Annotated in this window: 18 protein-coding genes; 10 read left to right on the top strand and 8 right to left on the bottom strand. The window is 54.1% G+C overall.

All coding sequences use genetic code 11. From position 1 onward, the window contains the following. Nucleotides 1-314 precede the first annotated feature (314 nt). From gluQRS to thpR, 4 genes are all read right to left on the bottom strand, one after another. Complete coding sequence (gluQRS, locus tag J1784_RS25645) at nucleotides 315-1,199, bottom strand: tRNA glutamyl-Q(34) synthetase GluQRS (RefSeq protein WP_217151521.1); 885 nt, start codon at nucleotides 1,197-1,199, stop codon at nucleotides 315-317. Nucleotides 1,200-1,261: 62 nt separating this feature from the next. Next, entirely contained in the window at nucleotides 1,262-1,717 is a 456-nt protein-coding gene (gene dksA, locus J1784_RS25640; protein WP_112287808.1) for an RNA polymerase-binding protein DksA, read from the bottom strand. Between the two features lie 245 nt (nucleotides 1,718-1,962). Then, nucleotides 1,963-2,682 carry a DNA/RNA nuclease SfsA gene (gene sfsA / locus J1784_RS25635; protein WP_217151520.1) on the bottom strand — a complete coding sequence of 240 codons (720 nt, stop codon included), beginning with the start codon at nucleotides 2,680-2,682 and terminating at the stop codon, nucleotides 1,963-1,965. A gap of 42 nt (nucleotides 2,683-2,724) precedes the next feature. Continuing rightward, the gene (thpR, locus tag J1784_RS25630) at nucleotides 2,725-3,267 is read right to left on the bottom strand and encodes an RNA 2',3'-cyclic phosphodiesterase (protein ID WP_217151519.1); all 543 of its coding nucleotides are present in this window, start codon (nucleotides 3,265-3,267) and stop codon (nucleotides 2,725-2,727) included. Nucleotides 3,268-3,363: 96 nt separating this feature from the next. On the opposite strand from thpR, the gene hrpB reads away from it, so the two are divergent. The 6 genes from hrpB (at nucleotide 3,364) to fhuB (ending at nucleotide 14,951) form a co-directional block, all read left to right on the top strand. Continuing rightward, the gene (gene hrpB / locus J1784_RS25625; protein WP_217151642.1) at nucleotides 3,364-5,805 is read left to right on the top strand and encodes an ATP-dependent helicase HrpB; all 2,442 of its coding nucleotides are present in this window, start codon (nucleotides 3,364-3,366) and stop codon (nucleotides 5,803-5,805) included. A 208-nt stretch (nucleotides 5,806-6,013) separates the two neighbouring features. Further along, nucleotides 6,014-8,644: a bifunctional glycosyl transferase/transpeptidase gene (gene mrcB, locus J1784_RS25620; RefSeq protein ID WP_217151518.1), complete on the top strand. Its 2,631-nt coding sequence runs from the start codon at nucleotides 6,014-6,016 to the stop codon at nucleotides 8,642-8,644. Nucleotides 8,645-8,938: 294 nt separating this feature from the next. Then, nucleotides 8,939-11,167 (top strand): ferrichrome porin FhuA, encoded by a 2,229-nt coding sequence (fhuA, locus tag J1784_RS25615; protein WP_217151517.1) that lies wholly within the window; start codon nucleotides 8,939-8,941, stop codon nucleotides 11,165-11,167. A gap of 82 nt (nucleotides 11,168-11,249) precedes the next feature. Next, a complete protein-coding gene (gene fhuC / locus J1784_RS25610; protein ID WP_217151516.1) occupies nucleotides 11,250-12,062 on the top strand; it encodes a Fe3+-hydroxamate ABC transporter ATP-binding protein FhuC in 813 nt (270 codons plus the stop codon). A gap of 1 nt (nucleotide 12,063) precedes the next feature. Further along, nucleotides 12,064-12,966, top strand: coding sequence for a Fe(3+)-hydroxamate ABC transporter substrate-binding protein FhuD (gene fhuD, locus J1784_RS25605; protein ID WP_217151515.1), 903 nt, complete (start codon nucleotides 12,064-12,066; stop codon nucleotides 12,964-12,966). Then, nucleotides 12,963-14,951: a Fe(3+)-hydroxamate ABC transporter permease FhuB gene (gene fhuB, locus J1784_RS25600; RefSeq protein ID WP_217151514.1), complete on the top strand. Its 1,989-nt coding sequence runs from the start codon at nucleotides 12,963-12,965 to the stop codon at nucleotides 14,949-14,951. Before fhuD ends, fhuB begins: the two co-directional genes overlap by 4 nt. Nucleotides 14,952-15,036: 85 nt before the next feature. Here the strand turns inward: fhuB and hemL are convergent, their stop codons facing one another. After that, nucleotides 15,037-16,317, bottom strand: coding sequence for a glutamate-1-semialdehyde 2,1-aminomutase (gene hemL, locus J1784_RS25595; protein WP_217151513.1), 1,281 nt, complete (start codon nucleotides 16,315-16,317; stop codon nucleotides 15,037-15,039). A 185-nt stretch (nucleotides 16,318-16,502) separates the two neighbouring features. Here hemL and clcA point away from each other — a divergent pair, with 185 nt between their 5' ends. Further along, a complete protein-coding gene (gene clcA / locus J1784_RS25590; RefSeq protein WP_217151512.1) occupies nucleotides 16,503-17,966 on the top strand; it encodes a H(+)/Cl(-) exchange transporter ClcA in 1,464 nt (487 codons plus the stop codon). A 103-nt stretch (nucleotides 17,967-18,069) separates the two neighbouring features. Then, the gene (gene erpA, locus J1784_RS25585) at nucleotides 18,070-18,414 is read left to right on the top strand and encodes an iron-sulfur cluster insertion protein ErpA (protein ID WP_147243261.1); all 345 of its coding nucleotides are present in this window, start codon (nucleotides 18,070-18,072) and stop codon (nucleotides 18,412-18,414) included. 107 nt (nucleotides 18,415-18,521) lie between these two features. On the opposite strand, the gene J1784_RS25580 is transcribed toward erpA, so the two are convergent. The 3 genes from J1784_RS25580 to mtnN all read right to left on the bottom strand — a co-directional run bounded on the left by J1784_RS25580 (nucleotide 18,522) and on the right by mtnN (nucleotide 20,630). After that, a complete protein-coding gene (locus tag J1784_RS25580) occupies nucleotides 18,522-18,767 on the bottom strand; it encodes a hypothetical protein (RefSeq protein WP_217151511.1) in 246 nt (81 codons plus the stop codon). A gap of 346 nt (nucleotides 18,768-19,113) precedes the next feature. Then, the gene (gene btuF / locus J1784_RS25575; protein WP_217151510.1) at nucleotides 19,114-19,905 is read right to left on the bottom strand and encodes a vitamin B12 ABC transporter substrate-binding protein BtuF; all 792 of its coding nucleotides are present in this window, start codon (nucleotides 19,903-19,905) and stop codon (nucleotides 19,114-19,116) included. Between the two features lie 20 nt (nucleotides 19,906-19,925). After that, on the bottom strand, nucleotides 19,926-20,630 hold the full coding sequence (gene mtnN / locus J1784_RS25570) for a 5'-methylthioadenosine/S-adenosylhomocysteine nucleosidase (protein ID WP_217151509.1): 705 nt from the start codon (nucleotides 20,628-20,630) through the stop codon (nucleotides 19,926-19,928). Nucleotides 20,631-20,813: 183 nt separating this feature from the next. On the opposite strand from mtnN, the gene dgt reads away from it, so the two are divergent. Together dgt and degP are read left to right on the top strand one after the other, a co-directional pair. Beyond that, the gene (gene dgt, locus J1784_RS25565; RefSeq protein ID WP_217151508.1) at nucleotides 20,814-22,328 is read left to right on the top strand and encodes a dGTPase; all 1,515 of its coding nucleotides are present in this window, start codon (nucleotides 20,814-20,816) and stop codon (nucleotides 22,326-22,328) included. 206 nt (nucleotides 22,329-22,534) lie between these two features. Beyond that, nucleotides 22,535-23,986, top strand: coding sequence for a serine endoprotease DegP (degP, locus tag J1784_RS25560; protein WP_217151507.1), 1,452 nt, complete (start codon nucleotides 22,535-22,537; stop codon nucleotides 23,984-23,986). Nucleotides 23,987-24,048: the final 62 nt, after the last annotated feature.

Genomic DNA, 24,048 nt, shown 5'->3' with positions numbered 1-24,048 from the left:
TCCCGACGGCCGCGATTTTCACGGCGTTGCTCGTTGTCACGACGTTCAGGACTTTTTGCCTTCACATTGCCTTCGGCCACAGGAGGCGGATCACGACGGGAATTTTCCTCGCGATTAGATTCTCCATGAAGCGCGGCTTCGTCATGAACAGCCTTTTCTTCACGAACGACTTTATCTTCACGAACTAGCACCTTACGGCAAAAATTGGCTACTCGGGTAAAAATGGTACACCTCGATAGTGACTGAAAAAATTGGCGTGACGCAAAAACAGCGGCTAATCATAGCTCACAGTAGCCGCTTTGAGAATGCCGATGTCACATCTGCGCAGCATTAGCGCCCTGATGCGGGATATCAGCCGTCGTCCAATGTGTTGTCGCCCAGCGTAATAATAAAGGCAAAGTGTAATCCTGCCAGTTTTCCGGCAGCCTTTGGCCTAAAAATTTCAGTGCGTTAATGATAACCGGACGGGGATCGCCTTCCGGCAGCGCGGGCGCGTGATTTTGCTTGGAAAGCTTATCGCCATTTTCATTGAGCGCCAGCGGTAAATGCAGATATCCGGGCTGCGGATAACCTAATTGCCGGTAAAGTGAAATCTGGCGCACGGTCGGCTCAATCAGATCCGCGCCACGCACGATGTGATTTACCCCCTGAAAATGGTCATCCACCACCACCGCCAGATTATAGGCAAAAAGACCATCACGGCGGCGGATAATAAAATCTTCTTCAGCCAGTTTCGTACTGGCCTGCAAATGCCCCTGAAAATCATCATCAAAACCGTACACCGGCAGCGTCTGGCGCAGGCGGATAGCGGCGTTTTCTGCCCCTAAATTTAAATCACGGCAATGGCCGTCATAGGTTCCGCCGGTTTGCGAAATGCGCTGACGCGTGCAGGTGCAGTAATAGCTTTTTTGCTGCTGATACAGCCAGTCCAGCGCGGCGCGATAGGCGTCGTGGCGTTTTGACTGCCAGACGACTTCGCCATCCCATTCCAGACCGTAACGTTCGAGCGTGGCCAGAATACGGTCGGCGGAACCGGGGATTTCACGCGGCGGATCGATATCGTCGATGCGCACTAACCACCGTCCGTTTTGCGAACGGGCGTGAAGATAGCTGCCAAGCGCGGCAATCAGCGAACCAAAATGAAGGTCACCGGAAGGTGAGGGGGCGAAACGGCCTGTATAGTGTTGTTCTTGCGGCATAAAAATGGGGTACTGCGCTTAAAGGGAACGCGGTGCATGACGCACCGCGTGGGACCCGAAACTTAGCCAGCCATCTGCTTTTCGCGGATTTCTGCCAGAGTCTTACAGTCGATACACAAATCAGCGGTCGGACGGGCTTCAAGACGGCGAATGCCAATCTCAACGCCACAGGAATCGCAATATCCGAAATCCTGGTCTTCCACTTTTTTCAGTGTTTTTTCAATCTTTTTAATCAGCTTACGTTCGCGGTCACGGTTACGCAGTTCAAGGCTGAACTCTTCTTCCTGTGTCGCCCGGTCAGCCGGGTCAGGGAAGTTAGCTGCCTCTTCCTGCATGTGTGAAACGGTACGATCTACTTCATCCCTGAGCTGATTGCGCCATGCTTCAAGAATCTTTTTGAAGTGAGCCAGCTGAGCGTCGTTCATGTACTCTTCGCCCGGCTTCTCTTGATACGGCTGCACCCCAGCGATAGCGAGAATGCTCAAGGACGACGTCTTACGGGTTTGGCCTTCTTGCATGATGCTTCTCCTACATAACACGCACTATGTTCATCCGCTTTTTACGCCACAGCAAAACTGCAACCTGCCGGCTTCGAACATTTCGATCCCCAACGGGGGAAAAAATCAGGCCGCTATAAATAACAGAAGGCAACGAAGTTGGCAATTATTCCTCGCAGGTGCTTGACAAGGCTGTGAGGAAAAGCGTATTCGCGACCTGTTTTTTATGCCGCCGACGGCTAATAACAGGGTTATCCGAACTGGGTTTATCCGTTTAGTGATTTCGTAACCAGCGGTAATCGTTCTGTGAGGCGGATACCCTCAGCAGAAAGTGCGGCACCGTAGCACATCACTTCTACACCGTTTTTCTGAACCTGCGTTAGCAATTGGGTGTAACGGGGATCAATATGGTGTGCAGCGGACACGCTTTCAATACCTGAATGTAAAACAGCGAAGAAAAGTACCGCTCGCTGCCCCTGTTCTGCCATCAACTGTAATTCGCGCAAATGCTTTTGACCGCGCAATGTGACTGCATCGGGGAAGTATCCCAACCCCTCCTGCAACAGCGTGACAGATTTCACTTCAATATAGCAGTCAGGTTGATTTTCTGCCTGTAACATCAAGTCTATACGGCTATTTTCGGTGCCGTATTTTACTTCTGAAGTCAGTTTACTGTAACCGGATAATTCCGGTATGCGCTGTTCCATAATTGCTTCACGCACCAGTTGATTGGCCCGCAGTGTATTGACACAGATCCAGTGATTTTGCTGTGTTTCGGTCAGTTCCCAGCTATGTGCATACTTGCGTTTAACGTTATCTGATGTGGAATACCAGACGGTATCGCCCGGCGTGGCGCATCCTGTCATCGCGCCTGTATTGGCGCAGTGCAGGGTCAGTTCCGTGCCTTCGGGCGTAATCACGTCCGCAAGAAAACGTTTGTAACGTTTGATCAAAGTGGCGGGTTGAAGCGCAGGCTCGAAGTGCATGACAGTTTCCGTGTGATGTAGAGTTTTGTGTGAGCAGTAAAGTTAAGTTGCCGGTGCGTCAGCCAGTGGCCAGGTTTGCAGACAGCGATAACGGGTGCGCCCTTTTTCATACAGGGATTCGTACAAACTGAATTCTGTGGCTTCCAGCATCCATTCCGGGGTGGCGGGCGGGATAGCCACAGGACGCGTGGCATTGCGGTATAAAGTCACATGCGGGTGAAACGGCAGGGTGCTTTGATGGCAGCCGTTGCGGGCAGCGTGCGAACGTAACACCGAAGCCAGCTGCAACAAGGCATTCGGCGCGCGCTTTGTGCCAATCCACACCACGCCGGAGCCCGGCCAGTGGCCGATGTCATCCAGTGTCAGGCTGAATTTTTTGGCCTGAATGCGCCCGGCAACGCGGGTCAACGCCTCGGCTTTCAGCTCGCTTATCTCACCGAGAAACGCCAACGTAATATGCAGATTTGCCGCCGCGACGGGGCGACCCGTTTCAGCCGGAAAATGGTCCGCACGCCACTTAATCACCTGCTTCTGCAATTTTGCAGGCAGGGATAAGGCGAAAAACAGGCGGCGTTCGGCAGACATAGTGATTCCTGAGCAGACAAATCACGGCAACATGCCGGATGTGGGGCTAAATGCTACAATGCCCGCCGTTTAAAGTTAACTCTCATGGTGAATTCATTGCCTTCTTTGCCGGTCAGCGCTGTACTTGAACCGCTATTAGCCGCACTGCAACTGGCTCCGCAGGTGCTTTTGCTCGCCCCGACCGGTGCGGGTAAATCGACCTGGCTGCCGTTGCAGTTGCTCAAACAGGCCAATTTGCCGGGCAAAATTCTGCTGCTGGAACCGCGGCGTCTGGCGGCCAAAAACGTCGCCTTCCGTCTGGCGCAACAACTGGGTGAAACGCCGGGTCAGACCGTGGGTTACCGTATGCGCGCTGAAAGTAAAACCAGCCCGGCGACCCGTCTCGAAGTAGTGACCGAAGGCATTCTGACCCGCATGGTGCAGGCGGATCCTGAACTGACTGGCGTGTCGATGGTCATTCTCGATGAATTCCATGAGCGCAGTTTGCAGGCCGATCTGGCGCTGGCGCTGTTACTCGATGTGCAGACTGCACTGCGCGATGATTTAAAAATCCTGATTATGTCGGCGACGCTCGACAATCTTCGCCTGTCATCTTTATTACCTGATGCGCCGGTCATTGAATCCGCTGGCCGCAGTTTTCCGGTCGACAGACAGTATCTTTCCCTTGCGACCCACGAACGGCTCGACGAAGGCGTGGCGCGGGTGGTCAGCCGCCTGATGGGCGAAAATCACGGCTCGATGCTGCTGTTTTTGCCGGGCGTCTCTGAAATCACCCGCGTACAAAATCAGCTGAGCGGCAGGCTGGCGGACGATGTCGATCTCTGCCCTTTATTCGGCGCGCTGTCGCTGGAACAACAGCAAAAAGCCATTCAGCCTTCGCCTGCCGGACGCCGTAAAGTGGTGCTGGCGACCAATATTGCTGAAACCAGTCTGACCATCGAAGGCATCCGCCTGGTGGTCGACAGCGGTCTGGAACGCAGCGCGCAGTTTGATCCGCGCAGCGGCCTGACGCGGCTGGTGACGCAGCGCATCAGTCAGGCGTCTATGACCCAGCGCGCAGGACGTGCGGGACGTCTGGAGCCGGGAATGTGCTGGCATCTGTTCAGCAAAGAGCAGGCCGAACGCGCCAGTGCGCAGGCAGAAGCGGAAATTCTGCAAAGCGATCTGAGCAGTTTCTGGCTGGAGTTGCTGCAATGGGGTTGCCAGGATCCGGCGCAGCTTCAGTGGCTGGACACGCCGCCCGCCGCCGCATTATCTGCCGCCAAAAATCTGTTACAACAGCTCGGCGCCACCGATGCGCAGGGCAAACTCACCGCCGCCGGGCAGCGTATGGCGCAGCTGGGCTGCGAGCCGCGGCTGGCGGCGATGCTGATTGCAGCCGCAACTCAAAGTCCGAATGCACTGGCAACCGCGGCATTACTGGCGGCAATGCTCGAAGAACCGCCACGCGGGGGATTGCCTGATATTGATTACTGGTTCAGCCGCCCGCAGAGCAACTGGCAGCGGCGGGCAAAACAGCTGGCGCAGCGCAGTGGTGCGAAAAACGGTGAGCCGGATGCTTCCCTTGCACCGTGGCTGCTGGCCCGCGCCTTCAGCGACCGTATTGCGCAGCGTCGTGGCGAAGAGGGCCGCTATCTGCTGGCCAACGGACTGGGCGCGTCTTTGCCACAGGATGACGGACTGACCCGTGCGCCGTGGCTGGTTGCGCCACAGTTATTGCAGGGCAACCACAGCCCGGACGCGCGCATTTTGCTGGCTGTCTCGCTGGACATTACGCAACTGCCTTCGCAGCTGCCTGACGTAGTGAAAGAGCAGACCGCCGTGGAGTGGGATGAAGAAAAAGGCACGCTACGCGCGTGGCGACGCTGGCAGATTGGCCGGCTGGTGCTCAAAGCCAATCCGCTGGCTAAGCCGGATGATGATGAACTACAACAGGCGCTGATCGACTGGATCCGCACGCAGGGTTTGCAGGCGCTGAACTGGTCGGTGGCGGCAGAACAACTGCGCACGCGGCTTCTCTGCGCGGCTAAATGGCTGCCGGAAGCCGACTGGCCTGCGGTGGATGACCAGGCTTTACTTGATGGTCTCGAACGCTGGTTGCAGCCTTCTTTACAGGGCGTCCGCTCGTTAAAATCGCTGCAACAGGTTGATTTGCATGACGCCTTATTAAAGCTGCTGGACTGGCAGCAACGACAGCGTCTTGACAGTGCATTACCGACACATTACACCGTGCCGACTGGCAGTCGTCTGCCAATCCGTTATCATGCAGACCAGCCACCGGCACTTTCGGTGCGGATGCAGGAGATGTTTGGCGAGCAGCGCAGCCCGCAACTGGCGGAAGGCCGCGTTGCCGTGGTGCTGGAATTATTGTCACCGGCACAGCGTCCGTTGCAGATAACTGCCGATCTGGCCGCTTTCTGGCAGGGATCGTACCGCGAAGTGCAGAAGGAAATGAAAGGGCGATACCCGAAACATCCGTGGCCGGACAATCCGGCGGAGGCGCTGCCTACGCGCCGGACGAAAAAACACGCGTCCTGATGTCTGTCTGAACCTTTAAAAATTGTGCATGAAAGGGCCGGTTTTTCAGACATTTCCTGTGGGCGAAAACTTAAGCGGGGCACAGAGTAAGCGCCTTGCGGCCTGGATTTCAGGCCATTGAAACTATCTTTATGAAATCAAAAATGAAAATGACTCAGCTAAGCAGAATCATTATGACGAACACAGCAGCACGTTGGGAGATTGACTGATGTCTGGCGATGATCGCGAGCCGATTGGCCGTAAAGGTAAACCTGCCGGGCGTAAGCCTGCGCGGGCTCGTCCCGTTCGCCGTAGCCGCCGGGACGACGACTACGATGATTACGAAGAAGAAATCGATGACGAGTATGAGGATGACGATGAGTACGAAGAAGAACAGGGATCTCGCATGAGCCGTAAAGCACCGCCGCGTAAAGCCAAAAAAGGTGGGAAAAAGAGCCTGAAGCGCCGTATTTTCTGGCTGTTAGTCAAACTGTTCATCGTTTTTCTTATTCTGCTCGGAATTTATGCGTTTTACCTTAACAGGCAAATCCATGACCGCATTGACGGCGGCAAAGTCTGGCAGTTGCCTGCGGCGGTGTACGGTCGTCAGGTGAATCTTGAGCCGGATATGTCGATCAGCAAAGCAGAAATGGTCGGATTGCTGGAAGGCACGCAATATCGAGAAGTGACGCGTATCACCCGTCCGGGCGAGTTTACGGTGCATGCGAATTATATCGATTTGCTGCGCCGTCCGTTTGATTTCCCGGAAGGTAAAGAAGGGCAGGTAAATGCCCGTCTGATGTTTGACGGCAGCAGCCTGTCAGAAATTAAGAATCTGGATAATCAGCATGACTTCGGGCTTTTCCGCCTCGATCCGCGTCTGATCACGATGTTGCAGGCGTCTAACGCCAACGGTGAACAGCGTCTGTTCGTGCCGCGTGCCGGCTTCCCGGATTTGCTGGTCGATACCTTGCTGGCGACAGAAGACCGCCATTTCTATGAACACGACGGCATCAACTTCTATTCGATTGGTCGTGCGGTGCTGGCTAACCTGACTGCCGGTCATGCGGTGCAGGGCGGTTCAACACTGACTCAGCAGCTGGTGAAAAACCTGTTCCTGACCAACGAACGTTCCCTGAGCCGTAAAGCGCGTGAAGCCGTGATGGCTATCCTGCTGGACGCGGATTACAGCAAAGACCGCATTCTCGAGCTGTATCTGAACGAAGTGTATCTCGGCCAGAGCGGTTCTGATCAGATCCGCGGTTTCCCGCTGGCGAGCCTGTATTACTTTGGTCGCCCGGTGAATGAACTGAGTCTGGATCAGCAGGCATTGCTGGTCGGCATGGTGAAAGGTGCGTCGCTGTATAACCCATGGCGTAACCCGCAAATGGCGTTACAGCGCCGTAATCTGGTGCTGCGTTTACTGGTTGATCAAAAAGTTATCGATCAGGAACTGTATGACATGCTGAGCGCGCGTCCGCTTGGCGTGCAGCCGAAAGGCGGCGTGATTTCGCCTCAGCCTGCTTTTATGCAGATGGTACGTCAGGAACTTCAGGCAAAACTGGGCGATAAAGTTCAGGACATGTCCGGGGTGAAAATCTTCACCACGCTGGATCCTATTTCTCAGGATGCGGCGGAAAAAGCGGTGGAAGAAGGCATTCCGTTACTGCGTAAGAAAAGCGGCCTGAATGACATCGAAACTGCGATGGTCATTGTGGATCGTTATACCGGCGAAGTGCGCGCGATGGTCGGTGGCGCGGAAACGCAGTTCGCAGGCTTTAACCGTGCAATGCAGGCACGCCGTCAGGTCGGTTCTCTGGCTAAACCGGCCACCTATCTGACTGCACTTTCTCAGCCGGATAAATACCGTCTGAACACCATTCTGGCCGATCAGCCGCTGACTCTGAAACTGGCGAACGGTCAGACGTGGTCACCGAAAAACGATGACCACCAGTTCCGTGGTCAGGTTCTGCTGGTAGATGCGCTGGCGCGTTCCATGAACGTCCCGACGGTAAATCTGGGTATGGCGGTAGGGCTGGATAACATCACCCAAACGCTGATTAATTTAGGGATCCCGAAAGAATCTCTGAATCAGACGCCTTCAATGTTGCTTGGTGCGATTGCACTGACGCCGATGGAAGTGGCGCAGGAATACCAGACCATTGCCAGCGGCGGTAACAAAGCGCCACTGTCTGCGGTGCGTTCGGTGATTGCGGAAGACGGCACGGTGCTTTATCAGAGCTTCCCGCAGGCGGTTCGTGTGATCCCGTCACAGGCGGCGTATCTGACGCTGTATGCGATGCAACAGGTTGTGCAGGAAGGCACTTCACGCGCGCTGGCGAACAAGTTCCCGAAACTGCATCTGGCAGCGAAAACCGGGACCTCGAACGAACTGCGCGACAGCTGGTTTGCAGGTATCGACGGCAATCAGGTGGCGATCACCTGGGTTGGCCGCGATAACAACGGCCCGTCCAAACTGTGGGGTTCAACCGGTGCGCTGGTACTGTACGGACGCTATCTGGAGAACGGCACACCGCAGCCGCTGGATCTGCAAATGCCGGAAGGCATCAGCACGATGAACATTGATGGCAGCGGTAACTTTGTCTGTGGCAACAACAGCGGCGGAATGCTGGGCGGCGGTGGCGCAACGCGCTCCATTCCGGTCTGGACCGATTCACCGGATGCGATGTGTCAGGCTTCTGTGACCGCAGTTCAGCAACAGCAGCAACAGATCCAGCAGCAACAGCAACAACAACAGCAGCAATCCGGGCAGCAGCAACAGCCACAATCTCAGGATGAGAAGAAAGACAGCAATGGCGTGGCGGGTTGGATCAAGGATATGTTCGGTTCCGGCCAGTAACAAATTGTTGATTTCAGAAACATTAAAGGGTGCGATGAAAATCGTGCCCTTTTTATTTGTTATTCTTAACTCAAATTAACCCGAGCAGGTTCACATTTTCCGCAAACCCGTCACATTGATCCCCGTTTAATTTATAGGCGTTTTTACCCATATTTAACATAGGGATATTTTTTATTCATTCAGCCAATCTATGTGTTAATTAGTGTTGCAGACGGGCAAGCATTGCGCATAATATGCGACGGTCATAATAATAATTATCGTTTACATTCCCATTACCACTCCAGAGATAATGCAATGGCTTCTCAACGCTCGCTTTCAATTTCTGTCCCAAAAGGCGCATTTAAGCGTCGGACGTTAGCTTTAACCATTACCGCAGCACTGGGGTCTTCCGCGTTTTATGCCGGTGCAGCAACTACCGCGCCTGCGAAAGAAGATACGATTAATGTAACGGCTTCATCTGCAAGTGATGCACCACAGGAATCTGCGTGGGGCCCGGCGGCGACTATCGCGGCAAAACATAGCGCAACCGGTACGAAAACCGACACGCCACTCGTGAAAACACCACAATCTGTTTCTGTGGTTACCCGCGAAGAAATGGACATGAAGCAGCCTGTGACCGTGAAAGAAGCTCTGGGTTATACCCCGGGTGTCTTCGCCAGCCGTGGCAGCTCTAACACTATCGACGCCATGGCAATCCGTGGTTTCACTTCTGTTAACACCAACCAGTATCTGGACGGCATCAAACTTCAGGGCGACAATTATTCTGAAGTGTCGATGGATCCGTACATGCTTGAGCGCGTTGAAGTGCTGCGCGGGCCATCATCCGTTCTGTACGGCAAGAGCAACCCCGGCGGCGTGGTCAGCATGGTCAGCAAGCGCCCGACCAATGAACCGCTCAAAGAAGTGCAGTTCAAAATGGGTACAGACAATCTGTATCAGACCGGTTTTGATTTCAGCGATGCTATCGACGATGCCGGCGTGTATTCCTACCGTCTGACCGGCGTGGCACGCAGTCAGGATGCGCAGCAGGAAATGGCGAAAGAGAAACGCTATTCGATTGCGCCGTCTTTCTCTTGGCGTCCTGATGATAAAACAGACTTTACCTTCCTGAGCAATTTCCAGAACGATCCGGATGCAGGTTACTACGGCTGGTTACCTCGTGAAGGTACCGTGGTGCCTTATTACGACGCCAACGGTAAAGCGCATAAACTGCCGACAGATTTCAACGAAGGTGAAGCGGGCAACCGCATGTCCCGCAACCAGAAAATGGTCGGTTACAGCTTCGCGCACCAATTTGATGATACCTGGACGGTGCGCCAGAACCTGCGTTACACCAAACTGGATACCGAATATAAATCTGTTTACGGCTTCGGTTATCTCGGTAACGGCAATATCACCCGCAGCTATGTTCAGTCCAAAGAGAAGCTGGCGAACTTTGATGTTGATACGCAGGCTCAGGCCAAATTTGGTACCGGCGATGTCGATCACACCGTACTGGCAGGCGTCGATTACATGCGTATGCGTAACGACATTGACGCGGACTACGGCAGCGCAAGTAATCTGAATCTGGCCAATCCGCAATACGGTAACGGCAACGTTTCCCTGTACTTCCCGTATAAGATCCTCAATCGGCAGGAACAAACGGGTCTGTACGTGCAGGATCAGGCGGAATGGAATCAGTGGATCCTGACCCTTGGTGGCCGTTACGACTTTGCGAAAAGCTCAACCTTTACGCGTACCACCAACAGCGCATCGCAGATTAATGACGAGCAGTTCACCTGGCGTGGTGGTCTGAACTACCTGTTTGACAATGGTATTTCCCCGTACTTTAGCTACAGCGAATCCTTTGAACCGACCGCAGGTGCCAGCAAAGAAGGCAAACCGTTCGATCCTTCAATGGGTAAACAGTACGAAGCCGGGATCAAATACATCCCGAACGATCGTCCGATCAGCGTGACGGCAGCGGTATACCAGCTCACGAAAGATAAAAACCTGACGGCCAACCCGTCTGATGCCAACTTCAGCGTTCAGTCTGGTGAAATCCGTTCACGCGGTGTCGAACTCGAAGCTAAAGCCGCAGTTAACGCCAACATCAACATCACGGCGTCTTACACCTACACCGATGCGAAATACACGCATGACACCAATTTCGAAGGCAAGCGTCCTGTTGAAGTGCCGGCAAACATGGCGTCCCTGTGGGCTGATTACACCTTCCACGAAACGGCACTTAGCGGCCTGACCATCGGTTCCGGTGTGCGTTATGTCGGTGCCAGTTCCAGTTTCTACACGGCGAACGGCGTGAATGCAGACAAAGAGAATGACGCTTTCAATGTCTCCTCATACACGCTGGTTGATGCCACAGTTAAATACGATTTGGGCCGCTTCGGCCTGCCGGGTTCTTCCGTGGGTGTGAACATCAACAACTTGTTGGATCGCGAATATGTTGCCAGTTGCTACCGCGATTACGCCTGTTACTGGGGTTCAGATCGTCAGGTTGTTGCAACAGCCACATTCCGTTTCTGATACGCGTCACAAGCACTAAACTCCGGGCACGCTGGTCGTGCCCGTTTCCTATTATCAACCAGATGTCGACGTAGAAAATCTTATGCCTGATAACAACGTACATCCTTCTTCCCCGCTGCCGGACAGCATATTCCGCCTGCAAGATCTCAGCTTTACCGTGCCGGGACGTACGTTGCTGGCGCCATTGTCGCTGACTTTCCCGCAAGGAAAAGTGTGCGGGCTGATTGGTCACAATGGTTCGGGGAAATCGACGTTGTTAAAAATGCTGGGACGCCATCAGGCGGCGACATCCGGAACGATTTACCTCAATGAAACGTCGCTGGCGCAGTGGGACAGCAAAGCCTTTGCGCGGCAGGTAGCGTATCTGCCGCAGCAACTTCCGGCGGCTGAAGGCATGACCGTACAAGAACTGGTGGCGATTGGCCGCTACCCGTGGCACGGCGCGCTCGGGCGTTTCAAACATCACGATAAAGAAAAAGTTGAAGAAGCGATTTCGCTGGTGGGTCTCAATCCTTTCGCTCATCGTCTGGTTGACAGCCTGTCCGGTGGCGAGCGTCAGCGTGCCTGGCTGGCAATGATGGTGGCGCAGGACAGCCGCTGCCTGCTGCTTGATGAACCAACTTCTGCGCTCGATATTGCGCACCAGAAAGACGTACTGGCATTGATCCAGCGTCTGAGCCGCGAAAAAGGCTTAACCGTGATTGCGGTTCTGCACGACCTGAATATGGCAGCTCGTTATTGCGACCAGCTGATGGCGCTGCGCGGCGGCGAGATGATTGCTCAGGGCGAACCTGAAAAAATGATGCGCGGTGACGTGCTCGAACAAATTTATGGCATTCCGATGGGCATTTTGCCGCATCCTGCGGGTGGCGCACCGGTGAGTTTCGTATACTGATATGTCTGATATTTCACTATTTTCCGGGATAACGCGCCGTCGCATTTTGCAGATGATGGCGCTTTCCCCGTTGCTGACATCGTTGCCCGCGCTTTCTGCGTCCCGTCCCGATCTCAGCCGAATTATTGCCCTCGAATGGCTTCCCGCTGAACTTCTGATCGCACTCGGCGTAATGCCGCTGGCGATTGCGGATATCCGTAATTACAACATATGGGTAGGGGAACCGCCGCTGGCGCCCGGAGTGATTGACGTTGGTCAGCGCACCGAGCCCAATATGGAGCTTATCCAGCAACTGAAACCGTCGCTGGTTCTGCTGACACAGGGTTACGGCCCTGCGACCGCTCAGCTGGAAACTATCGCGCCGGTGCTGAGTGTCAAAGCTAATGACGGTTCTGCGAAGCCCTTAGATCTGGCGATCCGCTCGTTGCATAAACTGGCAGATACGCTGGGTTTACAAGACCGCGCAGAGCTGCATTTACAGCGCTATCAGGACACCTTAGCCAGAACCCGCGAACAGCTGAAACCGGTGGCACAGCAGCCAATGTTGCTGATTACATTCATCGATCCGCGCCATGTTCTGGTGTTTGGTCAGGGCAGTATGCTGCATGAAGTGATGAACGATGTCGGGCTGACCAACGCCTGGCAGGGCGAAGGCAGTTTCTGGGGCAGCGTTTCCGTCGGTGTTGAACGGCTGGCAAGCATCAAAAATGCCCGCGTGTTGTGTTTCGACCATGACAGCGCCAGCATCATGAAGGCCGTCGTAAAAACGCCGCTGTGGAAATCTATGCCTTTCGTGCGTGCGAATCAGTTCACCGTTATCCCTGCCGTCTGGTACTACGGCGCAACCTTCAGCGCGATGCACTTCTGCAATATTTTAACCAGCACACTGAGGAAACCGGTATGAACCGCCGTTCGCTCAGCGTTTCGCTGACGCTTCTGATTTTTCTGGCGCTGGCTGCGGGCGCGCTCAGTATTTACAACCTGCATCAGCAATTGCCTTACGCACAATGGCGCGGCGCACTGTGGCAGCCGGACATCGACAATGTGCAGCAGATGCTTTTCCATTACAGCTCGCTGCCGCGCATCGCCGTGGCGTTGCTCGCCGGCGCCGGGCTCGGGCTGGTCGGTTTACTGTTCCAGCAGGTGCTGCGTAATCCGCTGGCTGAACCTGCGACGCTCGGCGTTTCGGCTGGCGCGCAACTTGGCCTGACGGTCGCAACGTTGTGGGCACTGCCGGGCGGGATGATCACCCAGCAGTTTGCCGCGATGATCGGCGCGGTAGTGATTGGTGCGCTGGTATTCGGGATTGCGTGGGGCAAACGCATGTCGCCGGTCACGCTGATCCTGGCCGGTCTGGTGCTCGGTTTGTATTGCGGTGCGGTAAACGGTCTGATCGGCATCTTCAATTATCAGAGCCTGCAAAGCCTGTATATGTGGAGCAGCGGTTCGCTGACGCAGCAGGACTGGGATGTCGCCGGTTTCCTGTTGCCGCGCGTGATTATTGTCTGGCTGCTGGCGTTTCTGTTGCAACGTCCGATGACGCTTCTGGGGCTTGACGACGGCGTGGCCAAAAACCTCGGCCTCGGGCTTTCTGCTGCACGTCTGGCGGTGCTGACCCTGGCCATTCTGATGAGTGCACAGCTGGTTAACGCGGTCGGTATCGTCGGCTTTATCGGACTGTTCGCCCCGCTTCTGGCGAAAATGCTCGGAGCGCGACGTTTACCTTCACGGCTAATCATGGCACCGCTGATTGGCGCCTTATTGCTGTGGTTCACCGATCAGGTGATGCAGTACATCACCACATTCTGGATGGAAATTCCGACCGGAGCAGCAACCGCGCTGGTGGGTGCACCGTTGCTGCTGTGGCTGCTGCCGCGTCTTCGCAACAACATGACGCCGCCGCCGATGGATCAGGGCGATAAAGTGCCCGCTGAGCGTCATCATCTGGTGCGCTGGGTCGCGCTGGCGCTGGCGGTACTGTTTATTGGTCTGGTTATCGCGCTGATGGCCGGACGTAACGCGACAGGCTGGAGCTGGTCAACAGGCGCTGATTTACAGGCGCTGCTGCCGTGGCGTTTGCCGCGCGTGCTGGCGGCGCTGGCGGCGGGCATTATGCTGGCGTCTTCCGGCGTGCTTATCCAGAAACTCACCGGTAACGCGATGGCGAGTCCGGAAGTGCTGGGCATAAGCTCGGGCGCGGCGACCGGCGTGGTCGTGATGATGTTTATCGTGCCGGGGGATGCCTTTGCGTGGCTGCTACCGGCGGGGAGTCTTGGTGCGGCGCTGACGTTGCTGGTGATTATGATGGCATCGGGGCTGCGCAGTTTTTCCGCCGAACGTATGCTGCTGACTGGTATCGCGCTGAGTACCGCATTCACCACGCTGATGTCACTGCTGCTGGCGAGCGGTGATCCGCGTATGGGCGGTTTGCTGACCTGGCTTTCCGGCTCCACATATTCTGTTTCCGCAGAAGCGGCGTGGCGGACGTTGATTATTGCGGCCGTGCTGATGGTGATTGTGCCATTCTGTCGTCGCTGGATTAATATTTTGCCGCTGGGCAGCGTGACGGCTAAATCGGTAGGTATTGCACTGACACCAACACGCATGGCGATTTTATTGCTGGCAGCAGTGATGACGGCTGCCGCGACGCTGACCATCGGGCCGCTGAGCTTTGTCGGGCTGATGGCACCGCATATGGCACGCATGATGGGCTTTCGTCGTGCGGTTCCGCAGTGGATGGTCGCCAGTATTCTCGGCGGTTTGCTGATGGTATTTGCCGACTGGTGCGGGCGAATGATTATCTTCCCGAGCCAGATCCCGGCTGGTTTGCTCGCCACATTTATCGGCGCGCCGTACTTTATCTATCTGCTGAGAAAGCAGGCGAAATAGAAACGAGGGCAAAAGCCAAAACAAGCAGCCGACCAGGTGATTTTGGCTTTTGCTCCTCCCCTTCGGAGGGGAGGAGCAAATATTTTTAAAGCTTAGCGAAACAGCGGCGGGCAGCGTCGATGGTGCGCTGGATGTCTTCCTGGGTATGAGCCAGAGACATAAAGCCTGCTTCGAACGCGGAAGGGGCCAGATAAACGCCTTCTTCGAGCATCAGATGGAAGAACTTCTTAAAGCGCTCAACGTCGCACTTCATCACATCCTGATAGCAGGTCACGGTTTCGGCATCGGTGAAGAACAGGCCGAACATTCCGCCGACATGGTTCACCACGAACGGAATATTTTCTTCCTGCGCCGCATCCAGTAAGCCTTCGGCCAGCTGTGTGGTGCGCTCGGTCAGGGTCTGATGCACGCCCGGTTGTGCTACCTGAGTCAGACAGGCGATACCTGCTGCCATCGCAATCGGGTTGCCGGAAAGCGTACCCGCCTGATAAACCGGGCCGGTCGGTGCCAGCGCTTCCATCACGTCGCGACGACCACCAAATGCGCCCACCGGCATACCGCCGCCGATGATTTTACCCAGGCAGGTCAGATCAGGCATCACATCGTAATACTCCTGAGCACCGCCCAGCGCGACGCGAAAACCCGTCATCACTTCGTCGATAATCAGCAGTGCGCCAAACTCGTCACAAATTTTACGCAGACCCGGCAGGAATTCCGGCAGTGGCGGGATACAATTCATGTTGCCCGCGACCGGCTCAACGATGATACAGGCAATATCATCAGGGAATTGTTCGAACGCAGCACGTACTGAATCGAGATCGTTATAGGTGCAGGTCAGCGTGTGTTTGGCGAAGTCAGCCGGAACACCCGGAGAGTTTGGCTGGCCGAGAGTCAGCGCACCGGAACCGGCTTTCACCAGCAGGCAGTCGGCGTGGCCGTGATAGCAGCCTTCGAATTTGACGATTTTATCGCGATGCGTGAAACCGCGCGCCAGACGAATGGCGCTCATGGTCGCTTCGGTACCGGAGTTCACCATGCGCACCATGTCCATGCTTGGCACCAGACCGGTGACCAGTTCGGCCATTTTGACTTCCATTTCGGTCGGTGCGCCGAAGCTCAGACCGCGTTCTGCGGCTTCAATCACCGCGCTGCGAATTTCAGCATTGTTATGGCCCAGCACCATCGGGCCCCATGAACCGACATAGTCGATATAGGCTTTGCCATCGGCATCAAACAGGAAAGCGCCATCAGCACGCGCGATGAATAATGGCACGCCGCCAACGCCGGAGAAGGCACGTACCGGCGAGTTAACACCGCCCGGGATTAGCGCTTGCGCCTGCGCGAACAGACTTTCTGACTTACTCATTATTCAACTCCTGAAATTGCTGGGTTCTGGGTAGAGAAATTTTTGATGCGCCCATTCTAGTGAACTGGGCGGCGTTATAAAACCGTAAACCGTGCTGCTTTTTGTTGCAGATCCTGTCAGGCAGGCAATTTGTATGATTAAATCCATCAATCTTCTACAACCATGCCTGTATTTCCCTTTCCGATATGAATGAACCTGAGACTGAGAATTTAGAGAGCGTGCACGTCCGCGGACCCCGCAAACGCAGCGAGGCGCTGCGCCTTTTGCTGCGCCGGGATAAAACACCGGTAACGATTTTGATCATGGCCGCGCTGGTGGGTACCGTCGCCGGTTTGCTTGGCGTGGCTTTTGAGAAAGCGGTGAATCTGGTGATGGCACTGCGTCTTTCGAGCCTCGGGATTTTCAGTGATTACTGGATCCTGCTGTGGCCGCTGACCTTTGTTATCTCGGCCGTGATGGCCATGTTTGGCTATTATCTGGTACGCAAATTCGCGCCGGAAGCGGGCGGTTCGGGGATCCCGGAAATCGAAGGGGCGCTGGAAGAGATGCGTCCTGTCCGATGGTGGCGGGTGATCCCGGTGAAATTTTTTGGCGGTCTGGGCACGCTTGGCGCGGGCATGGTGCTGGGCAGGGAAGGACCGACCGTACAGATGGGCGCCAATGTCGGGAAGATGATGTACGATATTTTCCGGCTTCGCAGTGCAGAAGCGCGCCATTCGCTGCTGGCGACCGGTGCGGCTGCCGGGCTTTCTGCAGCCTTTAACGCCCCGCTGGCAGGCATTTTGTTTATCCTTGAAGAAATGCGTCTGCAATTTCGCTACAGCCTGATCTCGATAAAAGCGGTGTTTATCGGCGTAATTATGTCGAGCATCGTTTTCCGTATTTTTAACGGCGACGGCGCAGTGATTGAAGTGGGCAAGCTTGCCAGCGCCCCGCTGAATACGCTGTGGTTGTATCTGGTGCTGGGGATGGTTTTTGGCGTGGTCGGCGTAACGTTTAACGCCCTGATTTTCCGCACGCAGGACATGTTTGCCCGCGTTCATGGCGGTAATCTGCGTAACATTCTTATTATCGGCGGGATGCTGGGGGGCTTTTGTGGTCTGCTCGGATTGATTCATCAGGAAGCCACCGGTGGCGGCTTTGCACTTATCCCACTGGCGGCGGCAGGGAAATACAGCCTGCTGATGTTGCTGGCGATCTTTCTTGTCCGCGTCGTCACCACACTTTTGTGCTTTGCTTCCGGCGCGCCTGGGGGAATTTTCGCCCCGATGCTGGCGCTCGGCACGCTGCTGGGCACGGCATTTGGTACCGCCGCGCTGACGTGGTTCCCTCAGTATGGGATCCAGCCTGCCACTTTTGCGATAGCCGGAATGGGGGCGCTGTTTGCCGCCAGTGTCCGCGCTCCGCTCACTGGTATTGTGCTGGTGCTGGAAATGACCGATAACTATCAGCTTATTTTACCGATGATCATTACCTGCCTTGGCGCGACCCTGTTGGCACAGTTTTTGGGCGGCAAACCCTTGTATTCCGCGATCCTGACCCGCACCTTGCAGAGGCAGGAACGTGAAAATGCAGAGAAAGCGCAGGCAGAACCCGACGCAGAAGGCACCAATAAGCAGGACAGCGCAACAAAAAATGCCCATACTTGAACCATAATTTCAGGTATTAGATAATGAGTACATTATTCAGACAGTCAATCCGGCGGCCTGAACAAATGCGGATTGGGAGTGAGAGATTATGAGCGAAGCATTGATGAATGACACAGCCGCGTTGCCGTTACAGTTTACTGAGGCCGCGGCACGTAAGGTTCAGAACCTTATTTCGGATGAAGAAAATCCAAACCTGAAGCTGCGTGTTTATATCACCGGTGGCGGTTGCAGCGGATTCCAGTACGGTTTTACCTTCGACGATAAAATAAACGACGGTGATATGACCATCGAGAAAGCCGGTGTGGCGCTGGTCGTTGACCCGATGAGCCTGCAATATCTGGTCGGTGGTTCCGTGGATTACACTGAAGGTCTGGAAGGTTCGCGCTTTGTCGTGACCAACCCTAACGCAAAAACTACGTGTGGTTGCGGTTCTTCATTTAGTATTTAATCACCCGTCTTAAAGAAAAAGCCCGTTTGCTGATGCACACGGGCTTTTTTATGCCTAAAACAGCGAAGATAGCTGGGCAGTCAGGTAAGTAAGCATTCACAAGGGGGTTACCATTCAACGGTCACCAGCTTTGAATCTATGCTTATCCCAGGCACGGCGGTGAGCATCATTTCGCTGATGTGCGGTTGCATCATCGTCCGGCTGGCGCAGGTGACGGACGTGCCGCTGTGCGCTGCATCAACTTTGCAACTTGGCAAAATGGTCAGGCTGACGTTGATGTTGCCACTGACCATGCCAGCGACGGCAAATAGCGGGCTCACAGCGAGTAACACGCTGAGTAATAAAGCTTTCATTAAATTTTATCCTGCTGGTGTAATAAAAATTCAGCCCAAGCTGAAAAAGTTATCGGTAAAGTTTTCGAAGCCTTTAATCCGGAATTCTTATGATCCGGATTGAAATCACGCTTTTCTCTGACGTTTCTTTTTTACCCACACGCCAGTCGTTTTATATTTCGTTGCATAACAACGAGGTATAACAAAGAGATAATGCAAAAGCGGGGAAGTACTTTGCAGCGAAGATTTTACGCCAGGGATATTACCAGATGACAGCATTCAGTTATTGATTTTGGTTAATAAAAGTACAATTCAGAAAAGTGCCACAGAGAGGGAAAGACTCACGGTTGTTGATGTTAGTAAGTATTCACCTTTGAGGCAATGCTGCCAGCTGAGGACAGAGTTGTTGTGCCGCCAGCAAAATACGCGGCCCCGCACGGCTGAACCAGTCCGGATCCAGCGCGATGACCTGCGCTGTGAGCAGCGAATGCCAGTAATCTTCAATGACCTGTTTTTGCGATTTTCCGCCTGAGATAACAATAACCTGTGGATGACGGGTTAAAACCTGTTCCCGGCTGACCTGAGGCCACGGGACACGGCTGTCGGCAAAAATGTTTTTTGCTCCGCAGGCTTCCAGCACTTCGCTTTGTATCGTGGCGGCGGCGGCCGTAAATAATGGCTGTGTGCCGAACTGAATAAACGCCGGAACCGGCGTCTGGCGGTGATATTTGAGCTTAAGCGCCTGCCATTGCTGACGAAATGATTTGGCGGCATTGTGCGCGCTGGCGGGCGAAGGGCTGTAAGGGGCGAGTTGTTCCAGCGCCTGAGCCACCTGATCTGCGTTTTGCGGATCAAGATAAATCACTTTGATGCCCAGAGACATCAGCTGATCCAGCGGACGCTGAGGATTTCCGCCACGCCACGCGAGCACCAGATCGGGTTTCAGCGTCACGATACGTTCGACGTTAATCCCCTGCCAGTTCGCCACCTGTTCAAGCTTGCTGGCCTGCGGCGGATAATCGGAGTAAGCACTAACTCCGACTAAACGATCGCCGAGACCGGCCGCGTACGCCAGTTCTGTCAGATTGGGTGCCAGACTGACAACCCGTTGCGCCGGTGCGGCTGTGGCCGTCAGAGGCAACCACAGGCAGCTGAGCATGAGACAAAACCGGCGGACTATCACTCTTCTGAAGCTGCCAGTGCTTTCAGCATCGCATCAACCATCAGGGTTGATTGCTGTGCGGCAACGACCAGGAATTCTTCAAAGCTCAGGTGAGATTCACCGTCTGCCACGTCCGAAATGGCGCGAACGACAACGAACGGCGTTTCAAACAGATGGCAAACGTGACCGATGGCCGCCGCTTCCATTTCTACAGCCGCGACGCTCGGGAAGGTTGCGCGGATACGGGCCAGCGGCGCAGCACCATTAATAAAGGCATCGCCGCTGCACACCAGACCACGGACGGCGTTTAAATTCAGTTCACGGATGCAGTTTTCTGCCAGAGTAATCAGTTCCGGATCGGCAATGAAAGCGGCAGGACAGCCGGCCATCTGGCCGGGTTCATAACCAAAGGCGGTGACGTCAGCGTCGTGATAACGCACTTCATCGGAAACAACGATATCGCCCACTTTCAGCGTTTTCGCCAGCCCGCCCGCGGAACCGGTGTTGATCACCACATCAGGATGGCAATGTTCCAGCAACAGGGTGGTGCCCATCGCCGCAGACACTTTACCGATGCCTGATTTCAGCAGCGCCACGTCCACGCCGTGCAGCTGACCGGTATAGATTTCGCAGCCTGCGCGTTCGATAGTTTGACGGTTGATGATTTTGTCGCGCAGCAGGGTCACTTCCTGCTCCATTGCACCGATAATGCCTACTTTCATATGAATACTCGCAGATGTGGTTGGATTGAGCCGCAGCTTGTGCGGAATTGACGGTTTAATCACGAAAACAATGTGCGATAGTCTATCATGGCTAAAGGTAAGAGATAATGCGTTTGGGATGCAGGATTATCAGGCTGCAAGCGTATCGGTTTGATGCGTGAGTCACTGAAAAGGCGGGAAATCATGTCCGGGATCGATTTTAAAGCGAAATTCAATTTTCAGCGTCCTTTCAGCGCCCCGATTGAGGCGCGTGATGCGTACGACGTGGTTCGCCAGTTTGAAAGCGACCGGGGGCGCATTATTAACTCCGCCGCCATCCGCCGTTTGCAGCAAAAAACGCAGGTTTTTCCACTTGAGAAAAATGCTGCTGTCCGCAGCCGCCTGACACATTCCCTTGAAGTTCAGCAGGTTGGCCGTCATATCGCCAAAGAAATTCTGCACCGTCTGCGCCGACAGGGGAAGCTCGAAGCGTATGGCCTTGACGAAGTTACCGATCCTTTCGAAAGCGTGGTCGAAATGGCCTGCCTGATGCACGATATCGGCAATCCGCCGTTCGGGCATTTTGGTGAATCGGCTATTAATAACTGGTTTGCCAAAAGGTTGGATACCGCCAGCTGTGGCGAAACACCGCAGGAAACCGATTCCTGTCTGGTGGCAAGTTTGCGCCTGGCTGCAGGTGAGGTTGAACTGAACCGCCTGCGCAGCAAAATCCGCTATGACCTGTGCAATTTTGAAGGCAACGCGCAGGCCATCCGGCTGGTATTTACCCTGCTGAAACTTAATCTGACTTACAGTCAGACCGCCTGCATTTTGAAATATACACGCCCGGCCTATTCGATGACCAAACTGCCTTCGCATGATTACCTGATGAAAAAACCGGGTTTTTATCTGGCAGAAGAGCCTTTTATTAAAGACCTGCGCAGCGAACTGAGTCTGGGCGAGTTCAACCGTTTTCCGCTCACCTACATTATGGAAGCGGCTGATGATATTTCTTACTGTATTGCGGATCTCGAGGATGCAGTCGAGAAGAATATTTTCAGCGTCGGTCAGCTCTATAATTACCTGTGCCGCGAATGGGGCGAGATAGAGAAAAACGACTTCTTCGATAAAGTGGTTCGTACTGCTTACGAGAAGATGGATAAAGCCAAAACATTTCGTAATCCGGTCGATTACTTCTTTATGGAATTGCGCGTTCAGACCGTTAAGCAACTGGTACCGCACGCTGCCCGCCGTTTCATTGATAATATAGAAGATATTTATCAGGGCACTTTTAATCATGCTCTGCTCGAAGATGACAGTCAGGCTAACCGTTTGTTAGAAATTTATAAAAACGTGGCCTTTAAACAGGTATTCAATCATCACGAAGTCGAAGAGCTGGAATTACAGGGCTATCGGGTGATCAGCGGATTACTCGATATTTACAGCCCGCTTCTTGATATGCCGCTTTCTGATTTTTCTTTGCTGGTTCAGGAGGATACGCACCGGAAATATCCGATTGAAACCCGCCTGTTGCATAAGATTTCTGCCAAACACCGCCTGGCCTACAACAATGCGATCACGGCTCTCGAAGGATTACCGTCAGGGGAACATGCGGCGCAGGAGTTTTATTACCGGGCGAGAATGATTCAGGACTATATCAGCGGGATGACTGACCTTTATGCGTATGACGAATACAGAAGGCTCATGGCGGCTGAGTAATTTGTTTAAAAAGATAAATTGAACTCTCTTTAATTTTCTTTACGGAACTGTCTGAAAAAACGCCATTTGTAAATACTGACAATATTTTTTTACCATTGTCAGATCGACCATGATGAACTTCACGCTATTAATACCATCTCAGTATCACGACTACCAAGCAATGCGACTATTTTGGTTGCCACAATAATTTTAAGAGATCCTGAAAAATGAAAAAATCGAGTTTATTCCTCAGCGCATTAGCGTTAAGCATCGGGATGGCAATGGCCCCGGTTTCTTCTGCACTGGCTGCTGAAACAGCGTCTTCATCTGCAAGCACCACACAGCTACCAAGTCTGGCGCCGATGCTTGAAAAAGTCATGCCATCCGTGGTGAGTGTGAACGTTGAAGGCAGCGCGCCGGTGAAAACACCGCGTATGGGCCAGCAGTTCCAGCAATTCTTTGGCCAGAACTCCCCGCTGTGCCAGGACGGTTCTCCGTTCCAGGGTTCACCTGTTTGTCAGGGGGGCGGTCAGGGGCCAGATGGTCAGCCTGCGCCTGAGCAGAAAGAAGATTTCCGCGCGCTGGGTTCCGGCGTCATTATTGATGCTGACAAAGGGTATGTCGTTACCAACAACCATGTGGTTGATAACGCAAGTAAAATCAGCGTGCAACTGAACGATGGCCGTAAATTCGACGCGAAAGTGATCGGTAAAGATCCACGTTCAGATATCGCGGTTATTCAGCTGCAAAATGCGAAAAACCTGACGGCAATTAAAATGGCCGACTCCGAACAGCTGCGCGTCGGTGATTACACCGTGGCAATTGGTAACCCTTATGGTCTGGGCGAAACCGTGACTTCCGGTATCGTTTCTGCGCTGGGTCGTTCTGGCCTGAATATCGAAAACTACGAAAACTTCATCCAGACCGATGCGGCAATCAACCGGGGTAACTCCGGTGGTGCGCTGGTGAACCTGAATGGCGAGCTGATTGGTCTGAATACAGCGATCCTGGCACCGGACGGTGGCAACATCGGTATCGGTTTTGCGATCCCAAGTAACATGGTGAAAAACCTGTCAAAACAGATGATCGAGTTCGGTCAGGTGAAACGTGGCGAGCTGGGCATCATGGGTACTGAGCTGAACTCTGAACTGGCGAAAGCCATGAAAGTGGACGCACAGCGCGGCGCATTCATCAGCCAGGTCATGCCGAAATCTGCAGCAGAGAAAGCGGGCATCAAAGCCGGTGACGTGATCCTGAGCATGAACGGCAAGCCAATCAGTAGCTTCGCTTCGTTCCGTGCGGATATCGGTACTATGCCAATCGGTACCAAAGTCACGCTGGGCCTGTTGCGCGAAGGCAAACCAGTGAACGTGGACGTCACGATTGAGCAAAGTACGCAAACGCCTAAAGTCGAATCCGGCAATATTTACACCGGCATCGAAGGCGCTGAACTGAGCAACGGTGCAGCCGGCGATCAGAAAGGTGTGAAAGTGGATGAAGTTAAAGCCGGTTCTACCGCGGCGCGCATCGGCCTGAAAAAAGGTGACGTGATCCTGGGCGTGAACCAGCAGAAAGTCACAAACCTGGGTGAGCTGCGTAAAATTCTCGACACCAAACCAAACGTTCTGGCGCTGGACATTCAGCGTGGCGACACCTCGATTTACCTGCTGGCACAGTAATCCTTCAGCACGACTCCTCTGTAAGGCACGCTCCGGCGTGCCTTTTTTATGCCTGCGTTATA

It is taken from the genome of Rahnella ecdela (assembly GCF_019049625.1).
GTDB lineage: Bacteria > Pseudomonadota > Gammaproteobacteria > Enterobacterales > Enterobacteriaceae > Rahnella > Rahnella ecdela.
This window is presented reverse-complemented; position numbering and strand designations above follow the sequence as displayed.